Origin of the sequence: Nocardia donostiensis (genome assembly GCF_002081715.1) — a bacterium.
Taxonomy (GTDB): Bacteria; Actinomycetota; Actinomycetes; order Mycobacteriales; family Mycobacteriaceae; genus Nocardia; species Nocardia donostiensis.
Genome location: NZ_MUKP01000009.1, coordinates 90,285 through 116,568, shown reverse-complemented (window position 1 = coordinate 116,568; position 26,284 = coordinate 90,285). Strand labels below are relative to the sequence as shown.

At 64.9% G+C, this 26,284-nt stretch carries 14 protein-coding genes and 1 tRNA gene; 7 read left to right on the top strand and 8 right to left on the bottom strand.

The features are described from left to right. Positions 1 to 6: 6 nt before the first annotated feature. Entirely contained in the window at positions 7 to 9,381 is a 9,375-nt protein-coding gene (locus tag B0T44_RS08655) for a type I polyketide synthase (protein WP_077119105.1), read from the bottom strand. A 388-nt stretch (positions 9,382 to 9,769) separates the two neighbouring features. Here B0T44_RS08655 and B0T44_RS08650 point away from each other — a divergent pair. Continuing rightward, a tRNA-Leu gene (locus B0T44_RS08650) sits at positions 9,770 to 9,851 on the top strand. Positions 9,852 to 10,241: 390 nt separating this feature from the next. Next, the gene (locus tag B0T44_RS08645; RefSeq protein ID WP_175648082.1) at positions 10,242 to 10,682 is read left to right on the top strand and encodes a YybH family protein; all 441 of its coding nucleotides are present in this window, start codon (positions 10,242 to 10,244) and stop codon (positions 10,680 to 10,682) included. Between the two features lie 143 nt (positions 10,683 to 10,825). Here the strand turns inward: B0T44_RS08645 and B0T44_RS28680 are convergent, their stop codons facing one another. Further along, a complete protein-coding gene (locus B0T44_RS28680; protein ID WP_077119102.1) occupies positions 10,826 to 11,101 on the bottom strand; it encodes a hypothetical protein in 276 nt (91 codons plus the stop codon). A 267-nt stretch (positions 11,102 to 11,368) separates the two neighbouring features. On the opposite strand from B0T44_RS28680, the gene B0T44_RS08635 reads away from it, so the two are divergent. Further along, positions 11,369 to 12,382, top strand: coding sequence for a class I SAM-dependent methyltransferase (locus B0T44_RS08635; RefSeq protein ID WP_139347915.1), 1,014 nt, complete (start codon positions 11,369 to 11,371; stop codon positions 12,380 to 12,382). 77 nt (positions 12,383 to 12,459) lie between these two features. Continuing rightward, positions 12,460 to 13,665: a DUF418 domain-containing protein gene (locus B0T44_RS08630; RefSeq protein WP_077119095.1), complete on the top strand. Its 1,206-nt coding sequence runs from the start codon at positions 12,460 to 12,462 to the stop codon at positions 13,663 to 13,665. 86 nt (positions 13,666 to 13,751) lie between these two features. Here the strand turns inward: B0T44_RS08630 and B0T44_RS08625 are convergent, their stop codons facing one another. Beyond that, entirely contained in the window at positions 13,752 to 14,450 is a 699-nt protein-coding gene (locus B0T44_RS08625; RefSeq protein WP_077119092.1) for a TetR/AcrR family transcriptional regulator, read from the bottom strand. A gap of 64 nt (positions 14,451 to 14,514) precedes the next feature. Between B0T44_RS08625 and B0T44_RS08620 the strand changes: the two genes are divergently transcribed. Further along, positions 14,515 to 15,618, top strand: a complete 1,104-nt coding sequence (locus tag B0T44_RS08620) for a glycoside hydrolase family protein (RefSeq protein ID WP_139347914.1) — start codon at positions 14,515 to 14,517, stop codon at positions 15,616 to 15,618. 311 nt (positions 15,619 to 15,929) lie between these two features. Here the strand turns inward: B0T44_RS08620 and B0T44_RS08615 are convergent, their stop codons facing one another. Both B0T44_RS08615 and B0T44_RS08610 read right to left on the bottom strand, forming a co-directional pair. Beyond that, complete coding sequence (locus B0T44_RS08615; protein WP_175648081.1) at positions 15,930 to 16,784, bottom strand: DUF3039 domain-containing protein; 855 nt, start codon at positions 16,782 to 16,784, stop codon at positions 15,930 to 15,932. A gap of 211 nt (positions 16,785 to 16,995) precedes the next feature. Continuing rightward, a complete protein-coding gene (locus B0T44_RS08610) occupies positions 16,996 to 17,406 on the bottom strand; it encodes a helix-turn-helix domain-containing protein (RefSeq protein WP_077119087.1) in 411 nt (136 codons plus the stop codon). Between the two features lie 354 nt (positions 17,407 to 17,760). On the opposite strand from B0T44_RS08610, the gene B0T44_RS08605 reads away from it, so the two are divergent. Both B0T44_RS08605 and B0T44_RS08600 read left to right on the top strand, forming a co-directional pair. Further along, positions 17,761 to 19,191 carry a Fis family transcriptional regulator gene (locus tag B0T44_RS08605; protein WP_217697530.1) on the top strand — a complete coding sequence of 477 codons (1,431 nt, stop codon included), beginning with the start codon at positions 17,761 to 17,763 and terminating at the stop codon, positions 19,189 to 19,191. Positions 19,192 to 19,457: 266 nt separating this feature from the next. Next, a complete protein-coding gene (locus B0T44_RS08600) occupies positions 19,458 to 20,114 on the top strand; it encodes a DUF8020 domain-containing protein (RefSeq protein WP_077119084.1) in 657 nt (218 codons plus the stop codon). 214 nt (positions 20,115 to 20,328) lie between these two features. On the opposite strand, the gene B0T44_RS08595 is transcribed toward B0T44_RS08600, so the two are convergent. From B0T44_RS08595 to B0T44_RS08585, 3 genes are read right to left on the bottom strand one after another with little or no spacing between them, the layout of a single operon-like run. Beyond that, positions 20,329 to 23,532, bottom strand: coding sequence for a type I restriction endonuclease subunit R (locus tag B0T44_RS08595; protein WP_077119081.1), 3,204 nt, complete (start codon positions 23,530 to 23,532; stop codon positions 20,329 to 20,331). Further along, the gene (locus B0T44_RS08590; RefSeq protein WP_175648080.1) at positions 23,532 to 24,653 is read right to left on the bottom strand and encodes a restriction endonuclease subunit S; all 1,122 of its coding nucleotides are present in this window, start codon (positions 24,651 to 24,653) and stop codon (positions 23,532 to 23,534) included. The genes B0T44_RS08595 and B0T44_RS08590 overlap by 1 nt, the downstream gene beginning before the upstream one ends. After that, positions 24,646 to 26,271, bottom strand: coding sequence for a class I SAM-dependent DNA methyltransferase (locus tag B0T44_RS08585; RefSeq protein ID WP_077119075.1), 1,626 nt, complete (start codon positions 26,269 to 26,271; stop codon positions 24,646 to 24,648). The genes B0T44_RS08590 and B0T44_RS08585 overlap by 8 nt, the downstream gene beginning before the upstream one ends. Positions 26,272 to 26,284: the final 13 nt, after the last annotated feature.

Below are 26,284 nucleotides of genomic sequence, written 5' to 3'. Positions count from 1 at the left end.
GGCAGCCTACGACTGACTCGGCACGTCGGCAGCAGAACCAGCTCCTTCATGCGATGACCCGGTGCCGCAACCCCATCCGTTCGCCCGGTAGGCGCCGTCGGTGCCCAGCCGGGCATCATCGGACAGCAGCATATCGGCCTCGAGCTGACGGATCTGCGCGGACGGGGTGCCGTCGGCACCCAGACGCCGGTCGGCCGGACGCTCGTAGAGCGCGCTGCCACCGCACATCGCCTCGGTGAACCGCTGCCGTCCGGCGAGCCTGCGCTCCTCGGCCCTGCGCTGGTATTCAGCCCGCCGCTGCGGGTCGATGGCCTGAACGAACGCCTCCGGATGCACCACAGCAAGCAGCCCGGACACATGACCGAAGCCGAGCGAGGTAACCAGACCGGCCTTGAGCGGGAACCGCTCACCGAACCGCAGCGGTTCGCGCGGCCACACCAGATGCGGGTACTCCAGCATCTTGTCGTCGACGCAGTCGAGGCTGCGGTTCGGCGGAACCACACCCTGTTCCAACACCTGGCACAACCCGATCAGCTGGAACGCCGCCGCACCGCCCTTGGCGTGGCCGGTGAGGGCCTTCTGCGAGATGACGAACAGCGGTGCGCCCGCACTGCGTCCAATGGCTGTCGCGAGCCGTTCGTGCAGCTCCGACTCGTTCGGATCATTGGCGGCGGTGGAGGTGTCGTGCTTGGACACCACCGCGATATCGTCCGGCCCCACACCGAGTTTGCGCAGTTCGGCGGCGAACCGGGATTCCCGGCCGCCCCGACCCGCACCCAGCGCACCGAGACCCGGCGCCGGAATCGAGGTGTGCACACCGTCGCCGAACGACTGCGCCCAGGCCACCACACCGAGCACCGGCAGACCCAGCTCCAGCGCGATATCGCCGCGGGCAAGCAACACTGTGCCACCGCCCTGGGATTCCACGAACCCGCCGCGGCGGCGATCGTTGGCGCGGGAGAAGTAGCGGTCGCTGATGCCCTTGGCGCTCATGGCCGCCGAATCCGCGGTGGCCGACATGTCACCGAAGCCGACGATGCCCTCGATACCGAGATCGTCGAAACCGCCCGCGACCACCAGTTCGGCCTTACCGACCCGGATCTTGTCGACGCCTTCTTCCACCGACACCGCCGCCGTCGCGCAGGCAGCCACCGGATGCACCATCGCGCCGTAGCTGCCGATGTAGGACTGCACCACGTGCGCGGCAACGACGTTCGGCAAGGCTTCCTGCAGGATGTCGTTGGCGCGCGGCTCGCCGAGCAGCGAGTCGATGTAGAGCGAACGCATCGCCGTCATACCGCCCATACCGGTGCCCTGGGTGTTGGCCACCAGGCTCGGATGCACCCACCGCATCAGCTCCGCCGGGCTGAAGCCCGAGCTGATGAATGCGTCCACGGTGCAGACGATGTTCCACAGCGCCACCCGGTCGACCGAGTTGGCCATATCGGGCGAGATACCCCATACGGTGGGATCCCAGCCGGTGGGGATCTGGCCGCCGACAGTACGCGACAGTTTCGCCCGGCGCGGCACCCGGATCTCGGTGCCCGCCTTGCGGGTAACGGTCCAATCGCCGGAATCCCCGACCGGGGTGATCACCGTGTGCTCGGGGTCAGCGGCGTGGAATGCGCGCGCCTCGGCCTCGCCACCGACAGTGAACGACAGGTCCTGATCGAGGAACACCGAGGTCATCAGCGGGGCAGTGTTGTCGACCATGGCGCCGTCGTCGCCGTAGCGGCGCACGCCGCAACGCTCGACGACCGTGTCGTGGTACTTGTCGGCCAGTTCGGATTCCGGCACGTATTCACCGGTTTCGGTGTCGTACCAGCCGGGCTTGGGGTCGTTCTCCCACTGCACCAGCCCGGTGGTCCAGGCCAGTTCCAGCACTCCCGCCGCCGACAGTTCGTCATCGACTTCCATGTCGAAGCGGGTCCGAGCCGAACCGTACGGGCCGAGCTCACCCGCGCCGACGATCACGACCATATCGGCCGGATCGGCACTGACATCGCCCCATTCGGGAATCGGAAGGGCTGAGGTCAGTGTGGGCGGTGCGGGCAGCGCCGGGATCATGGCACCCGCGGCGGCCTGCTCGTCGGCCTGCTCGGTGTTCGCTGCGTCCTCCTGCGCCTGCCTGCTCAGCGCGACCAGGTCGAGTTTCGCGCCCGCGAGACCGCCGGTGAGGTCGATCTGCTGCGGTCCGGATTCGGTCACCGACCGGGCCCGCGAGGTGCACCATTTGAGCAGTTCCTCGGCCATCTCATCGGTCGACCAGGTCTGCACGCCCGCCTCTTCGACGGCCGCCACGATCGGATCGTTGCGCCCCATCAGGCCGGTGCCGCGCACCCACCCGATCAACGCGTGCACCAGGGTGACCCGGGTCGACCACGATTTCTCGGCCCGCCACTTGGCGACCACCGCATCCAGCGCGGCCTTGGCCTCACCGTAGGCGCCGTCCCCACCGAACAGGCCGCGGTTGGGCGAGCCCGGCAGCACCACATGCAGTTTCGCGTCCACATCGTGGTCGCCGCCCAGCTTCGACAGACCGGCGATGAGCCGTTCCACCGACCACAGCAGCACCCGCATCTCCATTTCGGCGCGCGCACCGGCGTCGGCGAGATCACCGGAGACGCGCGGTGCCGCGAACGGCAGCAGCAGTGTCGGGGTCAGCGCGTCCTTGGTCTTGATCTTCGCGCCGCCTGCGTTGTCGACCTGTTCGGTGCCGACCCATTCGACCAGGGCGTCGATATCGGCGTAAGACGCCATATTGGCCGGGACAACCCACAGCGCCGCGCCGTGACGGGCATTGTCACGGTAGAGCTCGCGGTAGAAACGCAGCCGCTGATCGTTCAGCGACGAGGTGGTGACCACCACGGTGGCGCCCCCGCCGAGCAGCCGCGCTGTGACGGAAGCAGCGATCGAACCCTTACTGGCGCCGGTGATCACGGCGACATCAGCCGACCACAGTCCCGGTTCCTCGGTGCAGCGGGCCGCTTCGACGATGCGTCCATAGTGTCCGGCCAGCACCGAACGGGCCTCGTGCATGGCCCGCGTGCGCCACCACTCGGCTTGGGCGGCAACGGCTTCGCCTGCGCCGAGGAAACCGGTAACCGGCAGTTCGGCGGTGGCCGCGTCGTCGGCCAGCCACAGCCGCGCCAAATCCTCGCGGGCGGTGGCCCAGCGGTCGTCGATCAGCACCGCCTTGCGGGCGTCGAACGCGGGCGCGACCAGACGCGGCCAATCCGAACCCAGTTCCGCCGACACGAGATCCACCAGTGAATCGTCGGTGGCTTCCGGCGCAGAGACGCGGTCGTTCAAACCGAGCTGCTCGAGCACCAGCCGGGCCGCCGAGGCCAGCACGCCGTCTCGGCCGGTGATCTGTTCGGTGAATTCGCCGAGCGCGGCAGCGTCGACGGTCGCGCCGCCGCCACCGCCGGCCGAGGGCAGCGATACCGAGACACCGCGGCGCGCGGCCACCGCCTGCACGGCAGCGTCGATAGCGGCGTCGACCGATGCGGCGTCGTTCAGCAGGCCGGACACCAGCCCGCCCAGATCGCCGCCACGCACGCTGGCGCCCTCACGGGTGCCGAGCGACACCTCGGCGGTCACATGGCTGGCCCAGCCGTCGCCGAGCTCCCAGACCTTCTTCACCCGTTCGGCGATGGCAGCGGGCCGCTTACCGGACGGGCCGAACACCTTACGCAGATGATCGTTGATCGCGTCGCTGAGCACCGAGCCGAACGGTTTGTAGGTGCGGGCGAGCCGTTCCACCGTCGCCGACAACGCGCCCATATCGGCATCGGCGGCACCGTCGATCGCGCCGAGCGACAGCTCCGAACCGAGATCGACCAGCAGCTGATTGCGCCGCGAGCTGACACCGTCGCACAGGCCCTCGATGGTGTCGACCGGGCCGATCTGGTCGATCCGCAGTTTGGTCCACAGCGCGATCAGCACCCGGGTGGCGTCGGCGGCGCTGAACACGATGTCGTCCGGGCGGGGTCCGCCGGTCGCGGCCGGGGCCGGGGCCGCAACCGGTGCGGCAACAGGAGCCGCCGCGGCGGCAGCGGTTTCGGTGGGCTCGTCGACCGGTTCGTCGGCCGGGGCGGGATCGGTGTCGGTGGCGTACACCACGGCCGCTTCGCGCTCGATATTGAGCACTTCCACGGTGGCCGTGCCGAAATCGGGCAGTTTCAGGGTCTGACTTGCCAGGTTCGCCACGGTCGGGGTCGCGCCGAGACCGACTTCCACGAACCGCTCCACCCCGAGGCCGCCGTTGGCGGCATCGGTGAACAGCAGGTCCTGAGTTTCGATCCAGCGGACCGGGCTGGCGAACTGCCAGGCCAGCAGCTCGATCAGCACCACACGGCACAGTTCGGCAGGGCGCTGCGCCCAGGAATCGAAATCGGCGAGCACCGCGGCCAGCGGCTCCGAAGGCACCAGATCGGCGATCTCGGCGATGAACTCGCGTTCCAGCGAGAACGGCTTGGGCACCAGGTTCGGGATATAGCGGCCGACCAGGATCTCCGGGTGCAGGTCCTGCGGCAGCAGCTGTTCGAGCTTGTGCCGGAACTCGGGAACACCCTCGCGCAGCACGGTCGAATGGAACGGTACGTCGATACCGGGCACCAGGATGAACGCGCGCTTACCACCGAATTCGGCGCGCCTGCGCTCGATTTCGGCTTCCAGCGCCTCCAGCCCGGCGACGGTGCCCGCGATCGCGTACTGCGAGCCACGCAGGTTCAGGTTGACGACCTCGAGGAACTCACCGGTCTGTTCGGCGACGGAACCGACGAAGCCGATCACCTGGTCGTCGGGCAACCCGATCTGCGAGGGGCGGATCGCCGCCATCCGGTAATTGCTGCGGCCCTTCTCATCACGCGGCACCAGTTCGTGCATCGCCGACCCACGCTGGAACACCACCTCGAGCACCGCCTCCAGCGGCAGCACCCCGGCGACGGCAGCGAGCGCGTTGTACTCGCCCACCGAATGACCGGCCAGCAGCGCGCCTTCGACAAACGCGCCCGCCTCACGCAGTTCGGCGATCTGCGCGACACCGAGGGTCGCCATGGCCACCTGGGTGAACTGAGTCAGGTGCAGCACACCGTCCGGGTGCCGGTGTTCGACACCGCGCGCCTTGAGGTAGGTCGGGTTGTCGCGCACCACCGCCAGGATCGAGAAGCCGAGCGCTGCCCTGGTGTGCTTGTCGGCACGATCCCAGATCTGTTTGGCCGCCTTGGAGCGAGTGCGCGCGTCCAGGCCCATGCCCTTGCGCTGGATGCCCTGACCAGGGAAGGCGTACACGGTTTTCGGCGCGGCGGTACGGCCGGTCGCCGTCATCACCAGATCGCCGCCCGCACGGCAGGAAACCTCCACGATCTCGCTACCCGCGTCGACCGCGATCCGCTCCACCCGCACGTCGATTTCCGCGCCGGGACGGACCATACCGAGGAACCGGGTGGTCCAGGCGGTCAGCGTCCGGGCAGGCACCGAGCTGCTCGTATCGACCGCCGACACCGTGTGCTGCGCCGCAGCCGACAGCCACATGCCGTGCACGATCGGGCTACCGAGACCGGCGAGCTTGGCCGCGGATTCGCTGGTGTGGATGGGGTTGTGGTCGCCGGAGACCGCAGCGAAGGCGGCCATGGTGCGCGGTGCTACGACGGTCGCGTCGCGGCGGCGACGGCGCGGGGTCTCGGTGGCGTTCGCCGAGACTGTGCCCGCGGCACGCGGCGGATCGGTGAGTTCGCCAGGACCGGTGCGGCCGCGGATCGCGAAACGCTCGGTCAGGGCGGCCAGCGGCACGACGTCCAAGCCCTGGTCCCGCATCTCGCCGACGCTCACCCGCACCTCGACCACCCGGCCCAGGTCGGTGTCGAGCACCTCGCCTGCTTCGGCGCGCACCACCAGGATGCTGGTGGCGTCGGGCAGCTCGCGCAGCAGTTCGATCTGGTGGTCCAGGTGGACCAGGTCGAGCATGCCCTCGATCACGCTGACGCCGCTGCCGGTGCGGGTGGCGCCGAGGACAGCGAAAACGGCAGGCCAGCAGGCGCCGACCAGCACATCGGGAACGGTGCGGCCGAGAGTGCTCAGGTTCGCGGGCAGACCAGAACCGGTGACACCGGCGTGATCGGCGATCAGGTCCGGCGTCCAGGCCAGGTTCACATGCGCGACCTTGCCCTTCACCTCCGGCAGCGATTGGCCTGCGGCGACCGCGAGCAGCGCCGACATCGCGGTATCGGCGTCGGATTCGGTGACGACGGGGGAACCACCGTTGTACACCGACACCGGGACGGTGATCCGGATCTGCACAACCTTGCCCGCGTACAGCGGGACGGTGAGTTCGACGTAGCTGTGTTCGGACTCGGGACCACTGGTTTCGGTCAGCGTCGCGCCGGTAGGCGGATGCACCGCGCCGTTGCTGTCGACGGTCCACTCGGCCAGATCGCCCAGCCGGTGCACCGGGTTGACGGTCGTCCGGCCCGACCAGGTGATATCGGGGGCGGCCAGCACGACATCGACCGGCCCGCTGGTCACCGCGGCCACCCGGCGGGCGTCCACGGCTGCAGGCACGGCACCGGCGCGCACCAGCGAGTACGCGGTGTCCTGCTCGAACCGGTCGAGCAGTTCCCCGACCGGCTCGTCGACGCGGGTGATACCGGCAACCGACACGGTGCCGGGGATCACGCACACCTGGTCGGCAGAGTACCGCGGATCATGCGCCTGCCACAGCGAATCCGAACGCCACCAGCGGCGCACGTCGGCGTCCACCACGGGTACGAAGTTCACCGGCTTGCCCGGGGTCTTGCACAGCGAAACGAAGAACGGCACATCCGCCGGATGCAGCAGCGTGGTCTCGGCCGCCGGGTACTGCTCACGCAGCGTGCACAGCGCGGCGACCGGGTTCTCCAGGTCGCTGTCGTCGAACAGGGTGGGGATATCGCCGCGGTCGGCCGGATTGAGCCGGGATTCGGCCCGGCGCAGCATCTCGGCGAACCGGTCGCGCCAGGTGATGTCGAGCCACACCGAGCGGGTGGCGTCGGCGATCGCGTCGCCGATGTCGGAACCGCAGTCGAAGTCTTTGCGCCGGTCCAGGCCGACGGCGAGTTCGACGTAGCGCTCCAGCCATTCACGGTAGGTCATCGAGCCGAGGTCACCGAAGTACGGTTTCGCGGTCGCGTTCAGCGCGGCGATGATCTCCTCACGCCGCTGCGCCACCGCGTCGGCGTCACCAGCGACCTCGTCGAGCAGGCGGCCGGTGCGCGAGGCGGCATTGTCGATCTCGTGGATATCCGCGCCGAGCTGGCTGCGGCCCGACGCCATACCGCCGCTCGCGGTGCCCGCACCCACCCAGTCCGGGGTGCCGGGGGTATCGACAAGCAGCTGCTTCACCTCGGGCGCAGTGGTGGCTTCCAAGGTTGCCATGGCCGCGGTGCCGACCAGCACGCCGTCCAGCGGCATCGCCGGGTAGCCGTGCGGCTGGGACCAGGCGCCGGTCAGGTATTCGGTGGCCCGTTCCGGGGTGCCGATGCCGCCGCCGACACAGACCACGATATTGCGGCGGTTGCGCAGTTCGGCGTAGGTGGCCAGCAGCAGATCGTCGAGGTCCTCCCACGAGTGGTGCCCGCCTGCCCTGCCGCCCTCGATGTGCATGATCACCGGGTAGTGCGGGATCTCGTCGGCGATGCGGAGCACGGCGCGGATCTGCGCGACCGTACCCGGTTTGAAGACGACGTAACTGATCCCGACCTCGACAAGCTCCTCGACCAGCGCGACGGCTTCCTCGAGCTCCGGGATACCGGCGGTGACGTTCACACCGTCGAACGGAGCGCCCGCCGCGCGAGCCCGCTGCACCAGCCGCTTACCACCCAGCTGCAGCTTCCACAGGTAGGGGTCGAGGAACAGCGAGTTGAACTGGACCTGGCGGCCCGGGTGCAGCAGTTTCTTCAGTTCTTCGACCCGGTCGGCGAAGATCTGCTCGGTTACCTGACCGCCGCCGGCCAGCTCGGCCCAGTGGCCTGCGTTCGCCGCCGCCGCGACGATCTTGGCGTCGACGGTTGTCGGGGTCATACCGGCGAGCAGGATCGGTGAGCGGCCGGTGAGCCGGGTGAACGCGGTCTCCACCACGATCCGCCCGTTCGGCAGCCGGACCGGGCGTGGCGCGAACGCCGACCACGGCAGCGCCACCTCCGGTGCGGCGCCCGGGGTGAGCAGGCTGCGCTGCCCGGCCCTGGTCGCGGCGGCGACAATACCTACCCCGCTACCCTTCAGCGAACCCGCGGTGACCCGGGACAGCAGATCGCCGGGTCCGAGGTCCAGAATCCATTCCGCCCCCGCACCGACCACACCGTCCACCGTGGTCACCCAGTCGATCGGATCGACCAGAATCTCCTTGGCCAGCCGTTCGGCCAGTTCGGTGTCCAGCCCGCACTGGGCGGCCCAGCCCGCAACCAGTTCCACGGTGGAGGCCAGCGCCGGATGGTGGAACGCCACCTCGACGTCGATGTCTTCGAAGACCGGCGCGAACACCGCGCCGCCGCGCACCTTGGCATCCCGGTCGCGGGCCTGTTCGTCGTGGATCTGCTCGCAACGCTGCCGCACCCGCTGCAACTGGGCCGGGGGGCCGGACAGGACCGCGCGCCTGCGCCCGTTGCGGATCGACAGCACGGCTGCGGCCGCCGGATCAACACCCTCGGACACCTCGGCGAGTATCGCGCGCAGCTGTTCCGGATCGACATTGGACACCGCGACCATCGGGGACCGGTCCCCCACCGGCATCAGCCCGCGCCTGCGCGCAACCAAACTGCCTGCCGCACCGACCAACTGGGCGATTGCCAGCAGCTCCGCATCACGTTGACCGCCCGCTTCCACGGCCGCCGCAGCAAGCTTCCCCTGTGAATGACCGATCACCGCCACCGGTGCGAACTCGGCCGGGTCGAGGCCCTGCAGCCGCAGCGCACGCAGGGCGGCGAGCTGGGTCAGCATCACCCCCGGCATGGACACTGCCGCAGAGCGCAGCACCTGCTCTGCCGGTGCCGCCGATGATTCGGGGGCGTCCTCGTCGGCCAGCTCATCTTCGAGCATCCACGCGACCGGGTCGAAACCGACCGGCCGCACCATGAGCAACTGTTCAGCAACTGGTTGCAGCAGCGACGCGGCCTCGTTGACCAGCGCGGTGAGCTCGGGCTCCAGCGCGGCGTCACGCCCGATCTCCTCCAGCTCGCCGAGCCAGCGCGCCCCTTGGCCGCCGAACGCCAGCGCGTACGGCGTGCCGGCGCGTAACCGATCCAGCAGCGGCGATCGCGACTCTCCCGCGGTACTCCTACCGGTCGCCGAGCCCACGTTCACGCGATAGCCGGCTCCGGCCGCAGTGCTTTCGTTGATCGTCAAGGCGGTTCGTCTTCCTTCTCGTGGCGAATGTGCCCTCCGGAGACCCCCACTCCCTCGGGCGCGCGGGCACTCCTCACCCAACTGGCCTGATATCAGCGAGGATGACACAGAATCATGAGGAAACCCTCACGTTTGCCGCCCGTGTCTTCACTTACTCATCGGTATTTCCGTACACCCGTACCAGAATCAACAGGAACATGACCCGCCCTCATGTTTGAACCCGCAGGTCCGGCCGCGTACTTGTCGAGCCGAAACATGAGCACTCCTCATGTTGCCATTTATCTAATCGTTATAAATGCAGGTAGGGTTACTGGTGAGTACGCCACACCGACCCAGAGCTTCGCTAACCGCCGGAAGCCCGGTAGAGTTTGGACGGTCGTACCAGCACGCGCGAGTGGCGAAATTGGCAGACGCGCCAGATTTAGGTTCTGGTGTCCACGGACGTGGGGGTTCAAGTCCCCCCTCGCGCACAAAAACCCAGCAGTTTTGCTGGGTTTGCGTGCCGTGTGTTCGAGCGCACTTGAACACACGAAGAGACCTGGCATTATGTCCACCGACCTGCGGAAACTTCTGGCAGTTCCGCCAACGAGATCCGCTCTGGGCTACTGGGCCGCGATTCGGCAGCCACCGCCGGGAGGATCGATGTTCTCGGCACTCGCCTCCCCGTAGTCACCACTGGACGAACTGGCCCACGGCCCCACACCCGCCCTCCCCGCCCGCCAGCGGACAGCACATCCAGCCCGTCGCCGATGGCCTGCGCGCGGTTGGTACAGACCGATCCACCTGCTCGCCAGAAAGCTTCCGTTTCCGAGTACCGGCAGTCCGGTGAGCCAGCGGTGCCGAAGCGTAGCGTTCAGCACATGAACTCTGGTGATCACGCCTCGGCCGCACGGCCCACAGCCGGGACAGCCGAGGTGGACGCAACTGCGGCAGCCGAGATCGCGGCACTGTTCCGAACACTGGAAGCCGCGCTGGCCGCCAAGGACGCCACAGCCTTCGATCAGGTGTTCACCGAAGACGTCGTATTCATCACGCCCGCGGGCGCCATCTTTCGCGGCTGGGAGGAACTACACAGCTACCATCGAGATCTCCTCGGTAACAGCCACGACGCACGAGCCCACTTCGATCTTCTCGTCGTACGCTTCCTGACACCCGACCACGCACTCGTCAACGTCGAGCAAACCCTGCACACCCCAGAGTTCTCCGTGACCAATCGCGGCACCTGGGTGCTCATCCAACGCAACGAAACCTGGTGGGTCTGCTCGGTGCAGAACACCAACCTCGCAGGGCCGACCAGTTAAACCTACGGCCCACTGCCGTGCAGCGCGGGGCACAGGACGGTCCATCCGCACCAGGCGGGCGAGAGTTGTCCACCACTCACCACCGCAGAGAAAGTGAACGCTCCCCGACCCTGCGCGAGAACCTGCGGCGCCTGAATGCGGCCTCAGGCGGGCGGGTTGGTCGAGAAGTCGATCTGGCGGCGAGCGTTCGACAGTGTGGTCACCACGCAGGTGCCGACAAGACCGGTGCGATCGTAGAGGGTGGCGGAGCCGACGGAGATCCCGGCCGAGGCGGCCGTACCGTCCCGTGCAAGGTCCGCAGCTTCTCGAACTGAGACCAACTGGCTCGACCCGCAGCCCGGCGAGGTCCTGGTGCAGGTTACGGCAGCCGGTAAGGCAGGATTGGGCTGGTAGGGCGGGAACCGCTTGGGCTGCACCATGTTCGATATGATCAGCGTTCGGAGTGAGGACCGCCTGTCGAGCTGGTTCGTGACTTTGTACGCCTGATCTACAACTCGAGGAGACCGAAGTGGGGTCCGCTGCGTCCTCGAGGAATGCCTGCCCGCATCCTCGGAAAGCGGCTCACCAGAAGCCTTCTCGTGTTCGAGGCCACCGCACCTGGACACCCGGAGCGGCCGAACTCAACGCAGCCACGCAGCCACACAGCCCGCGTCCGCTGCAGGGACAAGGCGCGCATGAGCAATGGTATGACCAGGGTCTTGGCCCAGATTGTGCAAGACCTGCGAAACGTGACCAGCAAGATAACGGGGGCTTGGCGAAACACCAGCAAAAACGTGACGAGCACTCTTGCGCACGGTACCGACGAGAAGGTGAAGGACGACGGGCAAACTGGGCACGAGATGGCGGCTCGTTCCGGCTCCCCTACGACCCGCGCCGAGTCCGACCCGAGTCCGTCTACCGCCGATCAGCAGCCGCGCCATGACCCATACCAGGCCAGGCGGGAATCTCTTTTCTTCGACGAGGATCCGGAAAGGCGGGCAGCCGCACGCGCAGAGTGGCTGGACGAGCTCCGGGATCTGGTGGATCGAGACCAGTATCAGCAGGCAGATCTCGAGTTCAGGCGCGTCTTGAGACTGCCTGAATACAAGTTTCATGGCTTTCCGCGGGCCGGCCGACCACCAGAGCAGTTTGTCGCTGACGGCTTGGTTTCCAGGGTCTCAGGGGAATTCGGTGGACGGGACGATGTCTTCCCCCCGGATCCGTCGAGCCTCAGGTACCTGATCTGGGCTGAAAAAGCTCTCGACTTGGGTCCCGACGACGTACTGCTGGATGTCGGTTCGGGTATCGGTAAGGCTGTCGATTTCTTCGGAATGTTCACGGACGCCAAGAAAGTGTATGGGATGGAGATAGAGCCCGACTTTGCGTCCTTTTCCAACCAGCACGCAGCAGATTTAGGTTTGAATCATGTGCGCACCCTGAATGCTGATGTACTCGAGGAGCCGTTGCCCGACGACGTCACAGCCGTCTACCTTTTCAACCCGTTCGGTTCGACCGACGAGAAAGACGCGGTGGGCATATTCGCGGACAAACTGGTGGAAATGGGTGAGTCCAGGCCTCTGAAGGTCGCCGTCGTGGGCCCCAACATGGTGCGGCATCTGGAGGGGAGTGATGTCTTTTCGCTGCAAGATGAGAAGGACTTCATATTTCCCTTTCAGAACCGGACCGGAACGTCTTCGTGGAAATTCTTCACGAGCGGCTAGCCCGCGGCTCAGGGCGGGCACAACCCGACTTCTCGCCAGCGGGAATTTCCCCAGTCCGGTGGATTAGGCTCGGGTAGATGTCCACTCGCACAGCGGGACCCACGACCAAGCACGCTCAGCAGCGGATCGGGCTCCTCGACACATTGCGGGGGTTCGCGCTCTTCGGCATCGTGATCACGAATGCCGTGCACGTCATGGCCTTGTGGACGATCCCGGACGGATCGTCGACCGACGGTGTCGGTCACACGCTGGACCGGCTCACCGAGGCGACGGTGGAGGCGCTGTTCGCCGGACGGTTCTACCTGCTGTTCGCGCTGCTGTTCGGCTACTCCTTCACTCTGCAGATCTCGGCGGCCGAACGGGTAGGCGCTTCGGTGAACACGCGATTGTGGCGGCGGTGCCTGGCGCTGCTGCTGGTCGGTGTGCTGCACCTGGCCCTGCTGTGGGTGGGTGATGTGCTCGCACCGTATGCGCTGGCATGCATGGTGCTGATCGTGCTGCGTGGGCTACGTCCATGGTCGGCGGCGGCTCTCGGCGTCATCCTGTACTTCGGCTGGAGCTGCTGGACGCTGCTGCCGAGCGCTGCCGGGCCACTGGCGCTGTTGTCCGGCGTCATCGAGCAACCGCGGATCCACGACGGTTACGCGGGCGGCTTCATCGACACTTTCACCACGCAGGTCTCGCTGGCACCGGGATTCTTTCTTCTCGTTCTGTTCACCAACGGCGTGCCGAGTCTCGGCATGTTCCTGCTCGGGATGGCGGCTGGTAAACGGGGAATCCTCGCCGATGCCGAATCGGTGTCGCGGTGGGCCGGATACGCCTTGTGGACGGGATTGAGTGTTGGACTTCCGATCTCGGCCGTCACCTTCGCCGATACGATGGGCTGGTGGCAGGCGCCGATGTACTGGGCAGGAATCCAGGATCTGGTGAATCCGCTGATGACCGTTGCCTACCTCGCGGCGATCGTGCTGCTCGCCCGGTGTCCGGCAGGCCGTTCGGCGTCTGAGTGGCTGGGGGGTGCGGGCCGGATCGCGGCGACCAACTACATCACGCAATCGCTGGTTTTCATGGTCATCTACACCGGCTACGGTTTCGCGTTGGCCGACGAGATACCGATCCGGTGGGTGGTGGTGCTTGCGCTGTGCACATTCGCCGGACAGGTGTTCGTCAGTAGGTGGTGGCTACGTGGGCACCCGTACGGGCCGGTGGAGTGGATACTGCGAATGGTGACCTATTGGGCCGTACCGCCTTGGCGGAGTTCCCGGCTCGACAGTCGCACGTAGCGCGGTCACCACCGTCTCCCGAGTGTCGACCGCCGGGCTCTGGTTGCCGGTGCCACCCGAACGCACTGTGGCCTCGTACCGGTGCGTCAATCGGGTTCGTTTCGATTCGTGAGTTCGTGCAGGCGGGTCTGCAGCCCGTCGAGGATGCGGTCGAGTGCGTATCGGTTGTACTCGCGTCGGGCGCTCTCGCGCGTTGCGGAGTCACCGGTGAAGCGAGCTATCAGTTGTTGCATCTGTCCGGCCGCCGATCCGGTCGCCGGAGACGATTCGATCATTCTCTCCAGGCCGACCAGGCCCGAAACATTATCGCGGGGCTGTTGGTCTCCGAGAGCGATCAAGCCGAGGCAGCTGTTGAAGGCGAACGAATAGGCGTATGCGGCTTCGTCGCCGAAACCGGCGTCCAGCATGCGGCTCATCCCGGTTTCGAGGGTGGGTAATAGCTGCTCGATCTGCGGGCCGTTGCGCAGCAGCCACGCCGCGACACCCGGATAGTGCGCAAGATGATCGATCATCGGCAACAGAAAACCGTGTAGCCAGCGCCGCCACTGCGCTTCCTCGAGCGGCAACGACATATCGGAAAAGATCTTGTCGATAGCGGCTGCGCATACGTGCTCGCGGTCGCCGATGTGGTGGTAGATCACCGAGAGGGAGGTGTCGAGCCGGCTGGTGAGATCGCGCATGCTCCAGCCGTCGAGTCCGCGTTCGGCGGTGAGCGCGACGGCTGCCTCGGTGATTGCCTCCCTGGTCAGGCCGGTGTGGTACGTGCGCCGTGAAGATCTGGACATCAGGTAACCGTATTCGTATTCTCCGAATTAGAACAGCGATCTAATCAAGGGAAAAGGGCACTCGATGACGACAGACGTTCCCGATCTGTGGCACAGCGCGCGGCAGCGGTCCTCAGCAGTGCTGTTCGACATGCTGGGTGACCCCCGCGCCGGACACGGGGTGCTGGGGGTGAGCGATCCCGACGTCCACTGCATCGACGGTCGCTGGGTGATGTTTCTGGGCGCTATGACAACCCGTTTCGTGATCCGCATCATCGAGGCTCGACTACCGGTCGGTCGCACTCCCACCACCAGCGACGAATGGCAACTGGTCACCAACACACGGTCGAAAGCGGTGCAACACGGCGCGCCGCTGCGCCGCCGGGCCTGGGACCACGCCGGGATGCACACGCCCAGCTATGTCGAAGGGATCGTGAACGGTCGCACTGTGCGCCGGATCTACTATGCAGGCCAGGCGACGCGGACCGGCACCGGGCCACGCAGCCGTTACGCGATCGGCGCCCTGGAGTTGCGCGACGGCGCGTGGTGCCGTCGCGAGCATCCGGTGCTCACCGGCGACACCGAACGACCGAGCGCAATGGAACCCCGCGTCATCTACGCCGACGGGTGCTGGCACATGTGGTATTGCGCAACGATCGGCGAGGTCGGCCGCGGTGCTCGACCCGACTACGAAATGCGGTACTGCACCAGCGCCGACGGGCTCACCTGGTCCCCGCCGGTCGTGTTCTTCGATTCCGGCGACGGATATTTCGACAATGCGGTCGCGGCGGTCGACGACCACTGGGAGATGATCGTCGCCCGCGGAACCAACCTGCACGGCACGCAGCCGTTCCCACCACAAGGCTTATGGTGGGCCCACGCAGCAGAGCTCTCCGGCGATCGCCGGACATGGTCGCCGCTCACCCGAGTTCTCGATACCGACACCGAGCCCCAGGACTGGTACGCCGCAGGCATCTGCGGGCCGTCGTTCGTCTGGGACGCCGACACCGACGGTAACGACGTTCTGCACATCTTCGGCACCGGTACCAGAGCCAAGACACGATGGTGGCCGACAGCGATGGAACATATCCGGCGCCGGAAGATGCCGCCCGTACCGTCCCCGTTCTACCTGGCCACCGGACGCCTCAGCCTGTACGGCGTTCGTGAGGAGCTGGGTCCGGTGAAGTAGTAGGCCTACTTCCGCCTCCCGCCTGCCCTAACGGGGCTCGAGGTGGCGTGTGCTACCGAGCCCGCCCAGTGTTCATCCGCGCCGGCCAGACCCTGGTCGATCGCGGCCTTCAGCAGCGACATCGGGGCGGAATCCCGAAACGCAGTAGACAGCAGGCAGCAATGTCGCCTGCTGCGCCGCGAACGCAGAGACCGCAGACCCGGCGCAGCCTTGGGCCGCAATAGCGGTAACGAACTCTATTGGCAGCCCAGGCCGGCGTGAAACCATCCGCCCAACTCTCACCATGCCGTCTCGTTCTCGAGCTAATCTTGCTACCGCATCGAGGGCAGGTTGGCGAGCCTCGCGGCACATTCTGCGCATTCCTCGAGACCGGAGTGATCCTGCATCGGCACGAAGAACACACCGCACAGCGCGCGTGAAGCCTTCCCGTCTATCGTCGCCGCCGCGAGATGCTCGGTATGCACTCGATGACTGACCGTGCCGAACTCTTGCGGCAGGAGCTCTTCACGCGCTGATGCAAGCCGCAGTCGTTCCACCTGTGACACGATGTAACCCAGCTCAGCGATGGTCGAATACGACGTGCGGTAACGATCCCAGCTCTGAACCGGCGGTGAGAGCGATACGAGGACCCGGATTGTCAACAGCCATCCAAGCTGACTTGTCGCAAATTCGTTGTCGAGGTCGAACTCGATCACCAGCTCCTCGCAATCGTCGACGACCGCAACGGTGAGCTGGGCAGTTCCCATCGAATCGACACGCACCGGATGCGGGAAACTCAGCTGGCAAGCACCCTCCTGGCCGGCCCTGCTGAGCGCCTCGGCGACATCCCGCTGAATCCCTAGTTCCCACTGGGTGATCAGCCAGGCGCTCTTCTCGGTCTCGAGCAGCTTCTGATCGAGTTCGGTTGGTAGCAGGTCCGCACCACCGGTGCGCTCGATAGCGGCGCCGAGCCATTGATAGAAGTCCGCGCCGTCCTTGTGCCCTCCTTTCGCGAGCCCCGCTGCGCAGATCCATCGCACACCGGTATCAGGATCTGTCCACAGCCCCGCCCGCCACTGAGAGTTCCGCAACTCCTGCAGCCTCAGATCACCGGAGCACGAAATCCAGCGAGGCGCCGGGTCGTTTACGGGATCGGACCCATATAGCTCGGTCGCCTTGCGCAGCAAAGGGTGTGGGATCTCGCTGAACGGGTGTAGGTCTCCCCAACGCCGTTCCGCCACGGCCCGCATCGCGTGCGGCTCGGCCCAATCCGTGAAGAGGTCTTCAGCGAGTACGCGGACAGTGGGGCGAGCACGCCGATATGGGGGCACACGACAATGCTGCCAAGCAAAGCCCCGCGCCCCCACTTGCCGAAGACCTACTCACCAGTTGGGGGGATCAGATCTCGTCCATCAGTTCATCGATAGCCCCGGCACGAACACGATCGACGTTCGCGAAACGCTCGGCGAGCTCTCGACGGTCGCGCTGACGATTTCGTTCGAACTCGATGACATCCTCCGCGTTGATCCGCCGGTCGCGCCCGACTCTAAACGACGGCAGCTCTCCGGAGTCGAGCAACTTGTACAGGTGCGTACGACTCATCCCCAGGCGCTGCGCGACTTGCGCAGGTGTCCAGACCGCGCCGGTGCAGAACATTGCGACATCAGTTCCGGCGGCGACGTTGCTGACGAGCGCCTGCAGCAGATCACGCAGCTCGGACGGCGCGAGCTCCTGCACCAAACCCCTCAGCCGTGCCAGCTCTGCCGCAGACACCTGGCCAGCATCAACACTATGAATCGAGGTGGCCATCTCACGCCCTCCTGAATCGGCACCCATTTGAACCAACAGATGTCACAGATGAAATTACTGTCACAGATGACACTACGGGGTCAGCCATGCAGGGTCAATAATCTTCAGGTCACAATGGGTCTTCAGCCAGGTCAGCAATGAGGCACCGGCACCCGCGAGCAGTTCGTCGTAGCGGCAGTTAGCGGCTCAGCGGCTCCGCCACCAGGCCACTCCAGAAACTAAACAGACGAGTTGCTCGATAAGCCCGCTTATCAATAAAGCAACTGGTCCAACTCGGCTTCTGGACTCAGAGTTCCTCGGGTAGCTCAAACGACGCTACGCATCCGAAATCCCCGAATGAGGAGAAGACTCGCCATGGTCGAATACACGGCCCCGAAGACCGAGCACACCGGCGTTCTTCTGCACCGCGATACGAACACGGTCGTCATCCACCATGTTGTCGTCTGCGACGCCGACGTCGCCCACGAAGCGCGGCACTGGACCGGCGGCACCCGTGGACCCGTGGTCGACGATACCGATCAGCTGGAAGCGGCCGACCTGACTGCCTTCGTCACCGAAGCGGTGAAGATAGGAGCACACGCGCTCTCGGCGACCGGTCAGGCGCAGGAGGCCCGTGCCCTCGAACAGATGATGCGTGACCTGGGCGACAAGGCAGCGCAATCCTCCACCGCTGCAGCAAAAGCGGCGGAGCAGTCCGCACAGAATGCGGCGAAGACTGTCAGCGATGCCGCAGCTGAGGCGAAGAAAGTGATTCTCGAAGCCGAAGCCAACGGCCGGCGCACGTTCATCGACACTGTCACCGCGGCGAAGGAGGACATGGCCAACGAGCTTCGCCGGCTCTTCGGGGGCGACAGCCCCGAGCTGCTCGATCGCATCGGCCCACTGCTCGACCGATTCAGCGCCGATCTCGATGCCAAGGTCAAGACCGGGACTGCTGAACTGATCTCGACCGCGGCAAAGCAGTTCGACATGAGCGATGAGTCGTCGCCGATGGCCAAGCACGCTACCGAGCTGCACCGGCGCCAGCAGCAGCTGGCTGAGCATATCGACCGGCAACACGTCGAGCTCACAAGCAAGTTCGACGAACTCACGCGAGAGCTGCAGATTCGCGCGGCCAAGCAGAGCGTGGCGACGGTGACTCCGCTCAAGGGCAACACCTACGCCGATCCGCTGCATGCGCTGTTGACCGAACTCGCGACGGGTCTGGGCGACGAGTACATCGACACCAGTGGTGTGACCGGGCAGGTCGCCAACTCCCGCAAGGGCGATGGTGTGCTCCGTATTGCGGGCGGCTCGGCGAACGTCGTGGTGGAGATGTCGGACTCGTCCCGGAAGGATTGGAACGCCTATCTCGATGAAGCCGAACGCAATCGTGACGCCCAGGCCGCGCTCGGACTTGTCCGCACCCGGCAGCAGAACGCCGGCCATGCGATCCGCGTATTCGGGTCGCGCCGGATCGTGCTCGTGTTCGATCCCGCGGCCGATGACCTCGACCTGTTGCGCACCGTTGTCCTGCTGCTGCGAACCGGTGCGCTTGCCGCGATATCGCGCTCCGACGACGAACAAATCATGACGGCCGAAGAGAAGATCCACGAAGCCCTTCAACAACTCAACGGCATCGACAAGATCAAAAAGTCGGCCACCCAGATCCACAAGCAGGCTCAGAGCATCGAAAACGAATGCAATGCAGTCAGCACAGGTATCGAGCGGCTGCTGACAGCCGCGCTCACCGCGCTCGGCGTCGTCGCGTCCGAAAAGAGTATGGCCGCAACCGGAGCTGCTTGAGCCGACCGGAGGGCGAGCGGCCGATGCGGGCATTGCTGGCCCTCTGGCTACATCCACATCACCGGTGTATCGGCCGCATAGCGTCCGGGATCCGTTACAGCCCGCGCAGATAAACGGTCTTATCACTGCGGATTTCGACGCCGCCGAACTTCCTCTGGTCTAGTCACCTGCACACGCTACCGGATCAGCGTTTCCCACTGAGCGCATTCGGCCGCACTTCGGCCACTACCGCCACTGAACAAACACTCGAGGAGACAAAGCCCCCTATGCGAATCAAAAAGTTCGCCACCGCCACCGCTCTCGCGATCGCCGCCATCGGCCTGATCGAGAACACCGCCTTCGCGGCCCCGCCACCGATTTCCACCGACGTCGTGTCCGATATCCCAGAACGGGCGGAAGGCGTCGACCGAGGTGTCAGCTATATCGTACAGCGTGACGAACACACACTTGCCGCCGATATCACCGGTGGCACCTTCCGAGTCAGCGAGGATGCCATCGAGGTCGTCGGCGAGGACGGCACCTCAATCGCCAGCATCCCCCGAGCGTTGCCGATCGGTGAGCACGTGGTGACCTTGGCGCCCCGCGTCGAAGCCAACGGCACGAAACTCGTGGCCGATGTCTCCGCGCAGGAAATCGGCTACTGGCGCAAGACTTCTCCGAAACAGCGCAGTATCGAGGCGGGTATCGGGATCGGCGGGTTGATCGGTGGTCTCGCCGGTGCCGTCGTCGGGATCGTGATCGGCATCGCCGGGATGGGGCTGCTGCTCCCGATCTCGTTGCCCATCGGCTTGATTGTCGGAGTGCTCGGCGGCATGGCGATCGGAGGCGCTGCCGGCGCCGCTGTGCCCAATTCCGATGTCCCGGATCAGTGGGAATACCAGGAAGAATGCGAGTATCACGGCGACTACCGGTTCTGTTGGTAGTTCTTCCCGGTCGGAAGACTGCGTCAGCTGTCCCGCGGCACCAGGTGCCAAGACGGCTGCACAGCTCGCGGTAGAGCGAGCCGGCCAGCGGCTGATCGAACGCGACATCGCCCCAGAGATCGCGCGGATTGCGGCCGAGGGGCGGTGACCCGAACGCCCACCGGAAGCCGTAGGCGACAATGATGAACGCGACCGGGGGCGATAGATCACCCGATCACGCCGCGCCGGACCGCTGTTCCTCCGCATACCGCGGCGCCATCGCCTCCATCTGCTCGATCACCAGGCGGATCGCTTCGGGCTGCTTGTCCGGCGGGTACTTGTACTTGATCAACAGCCGTTTGATCGATGATCGGAGCTTGGCGCGGACATCGTCGCGGACGGTCCAGTCGGTCTTGACGTCTCGGCGCATGACCTTGACCAGGTCGCGCGCGATGTGTCCGAGCACGTCGTCGCCCATGGATTCGACAGCGGATTCGTTTTCGCAGACCGCGTCGAAGAAGGCGAGTTCGTCCTCGGAGAGCGCGGGGGTGAACTGGTTGCCGCGGTCGCGTTCGGCGGCTGCTTCGCGTGCGAGTGCGATCAGCTCCGCGATCACCTCGGCAGAGGTGAGTTGCTGGTTGGTGTATTTGTTCATCAACGTGCGGATGCGTTCGGAGAAGGCGCGCTGGCGGACCAGGTTGTTGCGGGTGCTGCGGTTCACTTCCTCGGTGAGCAACGCGCGCAGTGCCTCGATCGCGAGGTGCGGGTTTTCCGCTTCCCGTGCCTGCATCTCGAATTCGGGGGTCAGGTCGGTCAACGAGGGCTTCGGGAGGCCGGCCGCTGCGTAGATGTCGACGATCTCGCCCGAGCCGGTCGTCTCGGCGACGAGCGCCGCCAGCATGCGCTGGATCTCCGCCGGGACCGGGCGTCCTTCGGCCTTACGCTGTTCGGCATCATACTTGGCCATCCAGACCCGGACTTCTTCGTAGAACTTGGCCCGGGGGCGGTCGCTCGCGAGGGTTTCCGAACCGGAGCACACCGCCCATGCGCGTGCGAGCTGGTTTGCGAGTGTTCGGAATCGATCCGAGAGCTTCTCTGTACCATCCGGGACCTGGTTACCCGGTGTACTCGCCGAGCGGAGGTATTCGGTCATCCCGACAACTGCGCGAACCCAGCTGCGTGCGCCGGTGTCCAGCTTCGCGCGCCAGGGGTATCCGGCGCACATCTGGTCCAGCGCATCGAGCAGTTGGACGGTCAGCGCCACCATTTCCTTGGTGTTCTTGCCGACGGGCCGCTGCTCCTGGTCGGAGACGGTGTACTCCTGGAGAGCCTTCTCGAGATTCTCTGCAAGAGGTGCGTATGCGACGACCAGACCGTCTTGCTTGCCCTCGAACGTGCGGTTCACTCGGGCCAAGGTCTGCATCAGCAGCGCGCCCTTCAGGGGGCGATCCAGATACAGGGTGTGCAATGGGGGTGCATCGAACCCGGTCAGCAGCATGTCTTTGACGATGACGAACTGGAGCGGGTCGTCCGGGTTCTTGAGCCGGGCCTGGATCTTCTTGTTGTCCCCATCGCGCCGGACGTGTTTGCTCACCGGCTCCTTGTCCTTGGCGCTGCCGGAGTACACGACCTTGATGACACCTTTGTCGAGCGCGTCATCGTGCCAGGTCGGTTCGAGGGCGACGATCTCGTCGTACAGGGCCGCACAGATCTCACGTGTGCCGCCCACGATCATCGCCTTGCCGGGCCCGCCGATGAACTTCGTCATCTCCTCGGATCGGATCTTCCAGTGCTCGACAATGTCTTTGGCGACCTTTTTCAGCCGCGCCGGCGCACCGTACAGAGCGTTGATGACGGCCACCGATTGCTCGACCCGTGCGCGCTCCACATCATCGAGCCCGAGAACAGCTTCGTCGGCAGCGTTGTCGATGTCCTGGTCGGTGACTCCATCGACGACCTTCACCTCGGGTAGGCGCGGCTCGAAGATCACCCGAACGGTGGCGCCGTCGTCGACAGCGCGAGTGAGGTCGTAGATGTCGATGTAGTCGCCGAAGACCTTGCGAGTATTGCGATCCTCGAACGAGATGGGCGTGCCGGTGAAGGCGATCAGGGTGGCGTTGGGCAGCGCGTCCTTCAGGTGCCGCGCATAACCGTCGAGGTCGTCGTAGTGGCTTCGATGTGCCTCGTCGACCACGACGATCACATTGCGCCGGTCGGTCAGCAGCGGATGCTCGAGACCCGCGTCCTTCTCGGCCTTGGACAAGCCGAACTTCTGCAGCGTCGTGAAGTAAATACCGCCCGTGGTCCGGTCGCTCAGGGCCGAACGCAGCTCGGCCCGCGACATCACCTGAACCGGCTTCTCCGCCAGCAGCATCGACTTGTCGAAGGTTTGGAAGAGCTGACCGTCGAGTTCGGTGCGGTCGGTGACCAGCAAGATCGTCGGGTTCTTGAGCCGCGGTTGCTTGCTGACCAGGTGGGCGTACAGCTCCATCTCCATGGACTTGCCCGACCCCTGGGTATGCCAGACGACGCCGGCCTTACCGTCGCTCTCCACCGCTGACACTGTGCAGCCGACCGCCTTTGTCACCGCGAAGTACTGGTGCGGCTTGGCGATTCGTTTCACCAGGCCGTCGCCCGTGCTGTCGAACGCGACGAAGTTCTGCCGTATCTGCAAGAAGCGCTCGGACTGCAGCAGACCGTCGATCAGGAACTCCAGCTCGACGCCGATGTGCTCGTCGTCGCGGGCCTCACCCCGCTTCACCGGCCTGCCATCATCGTCGACATTCCACGGCGCATAGTGGTTCAACGGGGTAAACGGTGTGCCGTACAGCGCGGCTCGGCCGTCGCTGATCACCGTGAGCACGGCGAACCGGAACGCCATCGGGAACTCACGCAGATAGGTGCCCAGCTGGGCGTGCGCCGAAGCGAGATCCGCGGCAGCAGCGCCCGCCTTCTTCAACTCCATGATGCCGACCGGCATACCGTTCAGATAGAGCACGATGTCGAAGCGGCGCTCCACCTCCCGCGAACGGATCGTCACCTGACTGACCGCCAGTAGCTCGTTCTCCTCGACCCGGGCGCTCACCAGCCGGATCGTCGGATTCTGCTCCACCCCTTGATGGTCGATGTAGCTGATGCCGCGATAGCCGTGCACACAGATCTCGTGCAGCCGCAGATTCTCCGCCAGCGCATCCTGCGACTTGGGCGCAATGATCTCCGCGCGAGCCTGCTCCAGATACTCCGGCGGAACCTGCGGATTCAACTCCCGCATCTTCGCCAGCATCCGCCCCGGCAGCACGATCTCATCCCACCCCGGACGCCCCAGCTCACTACCCGGAGCGATATCGACACCCGTCAGCGGCCGCCACTCGTTCTCGGCCAACTCCTCGAGCGCGATACTCTCCCAATCGGCTTCGCTGACACCAGCTCTAACGACCATCAGGCAATCTCTTCTACTATCTGCTCGGCGTCTTTGACACGGAGCTTTCCGGACATGAGTAGGGGGAGGAGTTCGTCGCGGGTTTGGGCCAACCTCGCGGTCTCCCGACGTACGCTGTCCATCCAATCGAGCCGTTGTCGGACAACAGCGCTTAGCTCCAGTAGCACTTGCCGCTCCGGAATACGGACCGACTGGGCATACGCCTCATCCCGGTTAAGCCCAGGGACGGCCGAGTCCGAGTTTAGATTCGCCAGACCCGAGCCACGCAATACATAGTAGAGGACAGGATCCACGCCTACGATTAATGGAGTGACATAGAACGTCGTATCAATGGGATAGTGGGGCCCGTTCGACCAGTACACAGCACCAACCGTCCCCTTTCGCCCAACAATGATTCCCGAATGTTCAACGAGCGCCCTTATATGCGTGCCACTCTCCCCCCCACTACCGTAAACAACGACCTCGCCTGGAATGCGCTTCGCCCGAGGCAGCGCTTTTCCGTAGTTGAGAACGAGAATGTCCCCAAGTCTGACTACTGGACCATCGGCGACAGCACGTTGGACTTCAGCGCTGGATAGTTGGTCACCGATATAGATCAAGCGACTATTAGCAGCTATCTTGTCGTCTAGCGCCCCCAACACCTCCGCAATCGCCCGCTGCTGGGTCAAATTCGGTATGATGACAGGCCAATGCGGCATTGTCGATAGCCCGATGCGCGGAACGGTTGCTCCATGGATAGTGTTTTGCGCGACGATCCGCTGAAACTGGGGCCCCAGGTAGTAATAGAGCAGGAACCTGGGATCGACGATCGCCCTGTCCGGACGCAACAATGCCATGCGTCGACCGAGACAGGCCCTGACTCCCTCGGGCATCAACGCCGCCTCACCGATCCGCGTCTCATAGGAAAACAGAAGATCGCCAGGCTCCGGGGTGACACGCCTAGTCCAGTGCTTGAAGTCTTCCTCGGAAACGTGATCGGAGGCGTCCAGGTCGAGCCTCCCGGATTTCAGGCTGGCGATGTTCAGGAAGTATGGACCAGAGGCCAGCCTGGTCGGAGTCGCATGCGGACCATCATAAATTTCCCCGAGATTCCCGAAGGTGGTGTGCAACATCTCATCCATCGATACGTTCCAACTGCCGCCGCACCAAGGACTCAAGCTTCGAGGACTCATCAAATGCGTGCAGAAGCGAATTCCTAAGCCTTGAGATCTTCATATCGATTGGCTCATCGTCGGTTGGCGCCTCCGGCGCACCAACATACCGCCCCGGTGTTAATACGTAGTCGGCAGCTTTGATTTCAGAAATCGGTACTGATCGGCAGAACCCTGGCACGTCGGCATATGTCACCTGTTTCTGTGCCGCGGAGCCAGTGCCTCTCCACGCGTGATACGTGTCAGCAATCCTCGATATGTCCTCATCGGACAACGCACGTTCGGCACGGTCCACCATATATCCGAGATCGCGGGCATCGATGAAGAGAACTTCTTCCGTCCGGTCGATTGCGCCCCCCTGCCCGGGCCCCTTCTCCTTTGAAAAGAACCATACACATACTGGGATACCGGTCGATCGAAAGAGCTGGGTAGGCATCGCTACCATACAGGAAACAAGGTCCGCTTCAACAATTCGCGCACGAATGTCGCCCTCTCCGTTGGAGTTCGACGACATCGATCCGTTGGCCATCACAACGCCCGCGCTACCCCCCGGTGCCAACTTGAATAGTACGTGCTGAATCCACGCATAGTTGGCGTTGTTGGCAGGTGGTACACCGTATACCCACCGGGGATCGTCGGTGTTCCGACTCCAATCCTTGATGTTGAACGGCGGATTCGTCATCACGTAATCCATCCGGACATCGGCGTGCTGGTCACGCGCAAACGTGTCGCCCCAGCGCGCTCCCAGGCCTTTGTTGTCGATCCCGTGGATCGCGAGGTTCATCTTTGCCAGACGCCACGTCTCCTCGATGGCTTCCTGCCCATAGACCGCAATATCCTGCGGGTCCCCGTTGTGGTCCCAGATGAACTTTTCAGACTGGACGAACATGCCCCCGGACCCACAGCATGGGTCATAGATCCGCCCTTTGGTCGGTTCGAGAACCTCGACAATCGTCTTCACCACGCTGGGCGGCGTGAAGAACTCGCCGCCGCGCTTCCCTTCCGCGCGGGCAAAGTTGCCCAGGAAGTACTCGTACACCTCGCCCATCAGGTCGCGCGCCTTGTGCTCCCCCTGACGACTGAAGCGCGCACTGTTGAACAGGTCGATCAGTTCGCCGAGCCGCCGTTGGTCGATGTTGTCTTTGTTGTAGTGCCGCGGCAGGGTCCCGGCGAGAGACTCGTTAGCCTTCATGACCGCATCCATCGCCTCATCGATCAGCTGCCCGATCGGCTTGGCCGGGGACGTCTCGCTCGCGGGCAGCCCCTTGGCGTTCTCAGCGAGGAACTGCCAGCGCGCAGCGGGCGGAACGAGGAAGACTCCGTAGCCTTGGTACTCCTCAGGATCGTCGATGAGCTGCTCGATCTGCTCGTCGTCCATCCCCTCGGCGGCGAGTTCCTCGCGGATGGCCGCACGTCGCTCGTCGAACGCGTCCGACACGTACTTCAGGAACACCAGCCCGAGGATCACCTCTTTGTACTGGCTCGCCGACAGCGAACCGCGGAGCTTGTCGGCCGCCTTCCACAGCGTGTCCTTGAGCTCCTTCATCGTCGACGGCGTCGACGGCTCCTGCTTCTTCCTCGAGGGCACCCGGGGGCTCCTT

Bases quoted from the DNA above. Each gene is read 5' to 3' on its own strand.
- B0T44_RS08645 (WP_175648082.1), top strand. From the start codon at position 10,242: ATGAACTCTGGTGATCACGCCTCGGCCGCACGGCCCACAGCCGGGACA.
- B0T44_RS28680 (WP_077119102.1), bottom strand. From the start codon at position 11,101: ATGGTGCAGCCCAAGCGGTTCCCGCCCTACCAGCCCAATCCTGCCTTA.
- B0T44_RS08635 (WP_139347915.1), top strand. From the start codon at position 11,369: ATGACCAGGGTCTTGGCCCAGATTGTGCAAGACCTGCGAAACGTGACC.
- B0T44_RS08630 (WP_077119095.1), top strand. From the start codon at position 12,460: ATGTCCACTCGCACAGCGGGACCCACGACCAAGCACGCTCAGCAGCGG.
- B0T44_RS08625 (WP_077119092.1), bottom strand. From the start codon at position 14,450: ATGTCCAGATCTTCACGGCGCACGTACCACACCGGCCTGACCAGGGAG.
- B0T44_RS08620 (WP_139347914.1), top strand. From the start codon at position 14,515: ATGACGACAGACGTTCCCGATCTGTGGCACAGCGCGCGGCAGCGGTCC.
- B0T44_RS08610 (WP_077119087.1), bottom strand. From the start codon at position 17,406: ATGGCCACCTCGATTCATAGTGTTGATGCTGGCCAGGTGTCTGCGGCA.
- B0T44_RS08605 (WP_217697530.1), top strand. From the start codon at position 17,761: ATGGTCGAATACACGGCCCCGAAGACCGAGCACACCGGCGTTCTTCTG.
- B0T44_RS08600 (WP_077119084.1), top strand. From the start codon at position 19,458: ATGCGAATCAAAAAGTTCGCCACCGCCACCGCTCTCGCGATCGCCGCC.
- B0T44_RS08595 (WP_077119081.1), bottom strand. From the start codon at position 23,532: ATGGTCGTTAGAGCTGGTGTCAGCGAAGCCGATTGGGAGAGTATCGCG.
- B0T44_RS08590 (WP_175648080.1), bottom strand. From the start codon at position 24,653: ATGGATGAGATGTTGCACACCACCTTCGGGAATCTCGGGGAAATTTAT.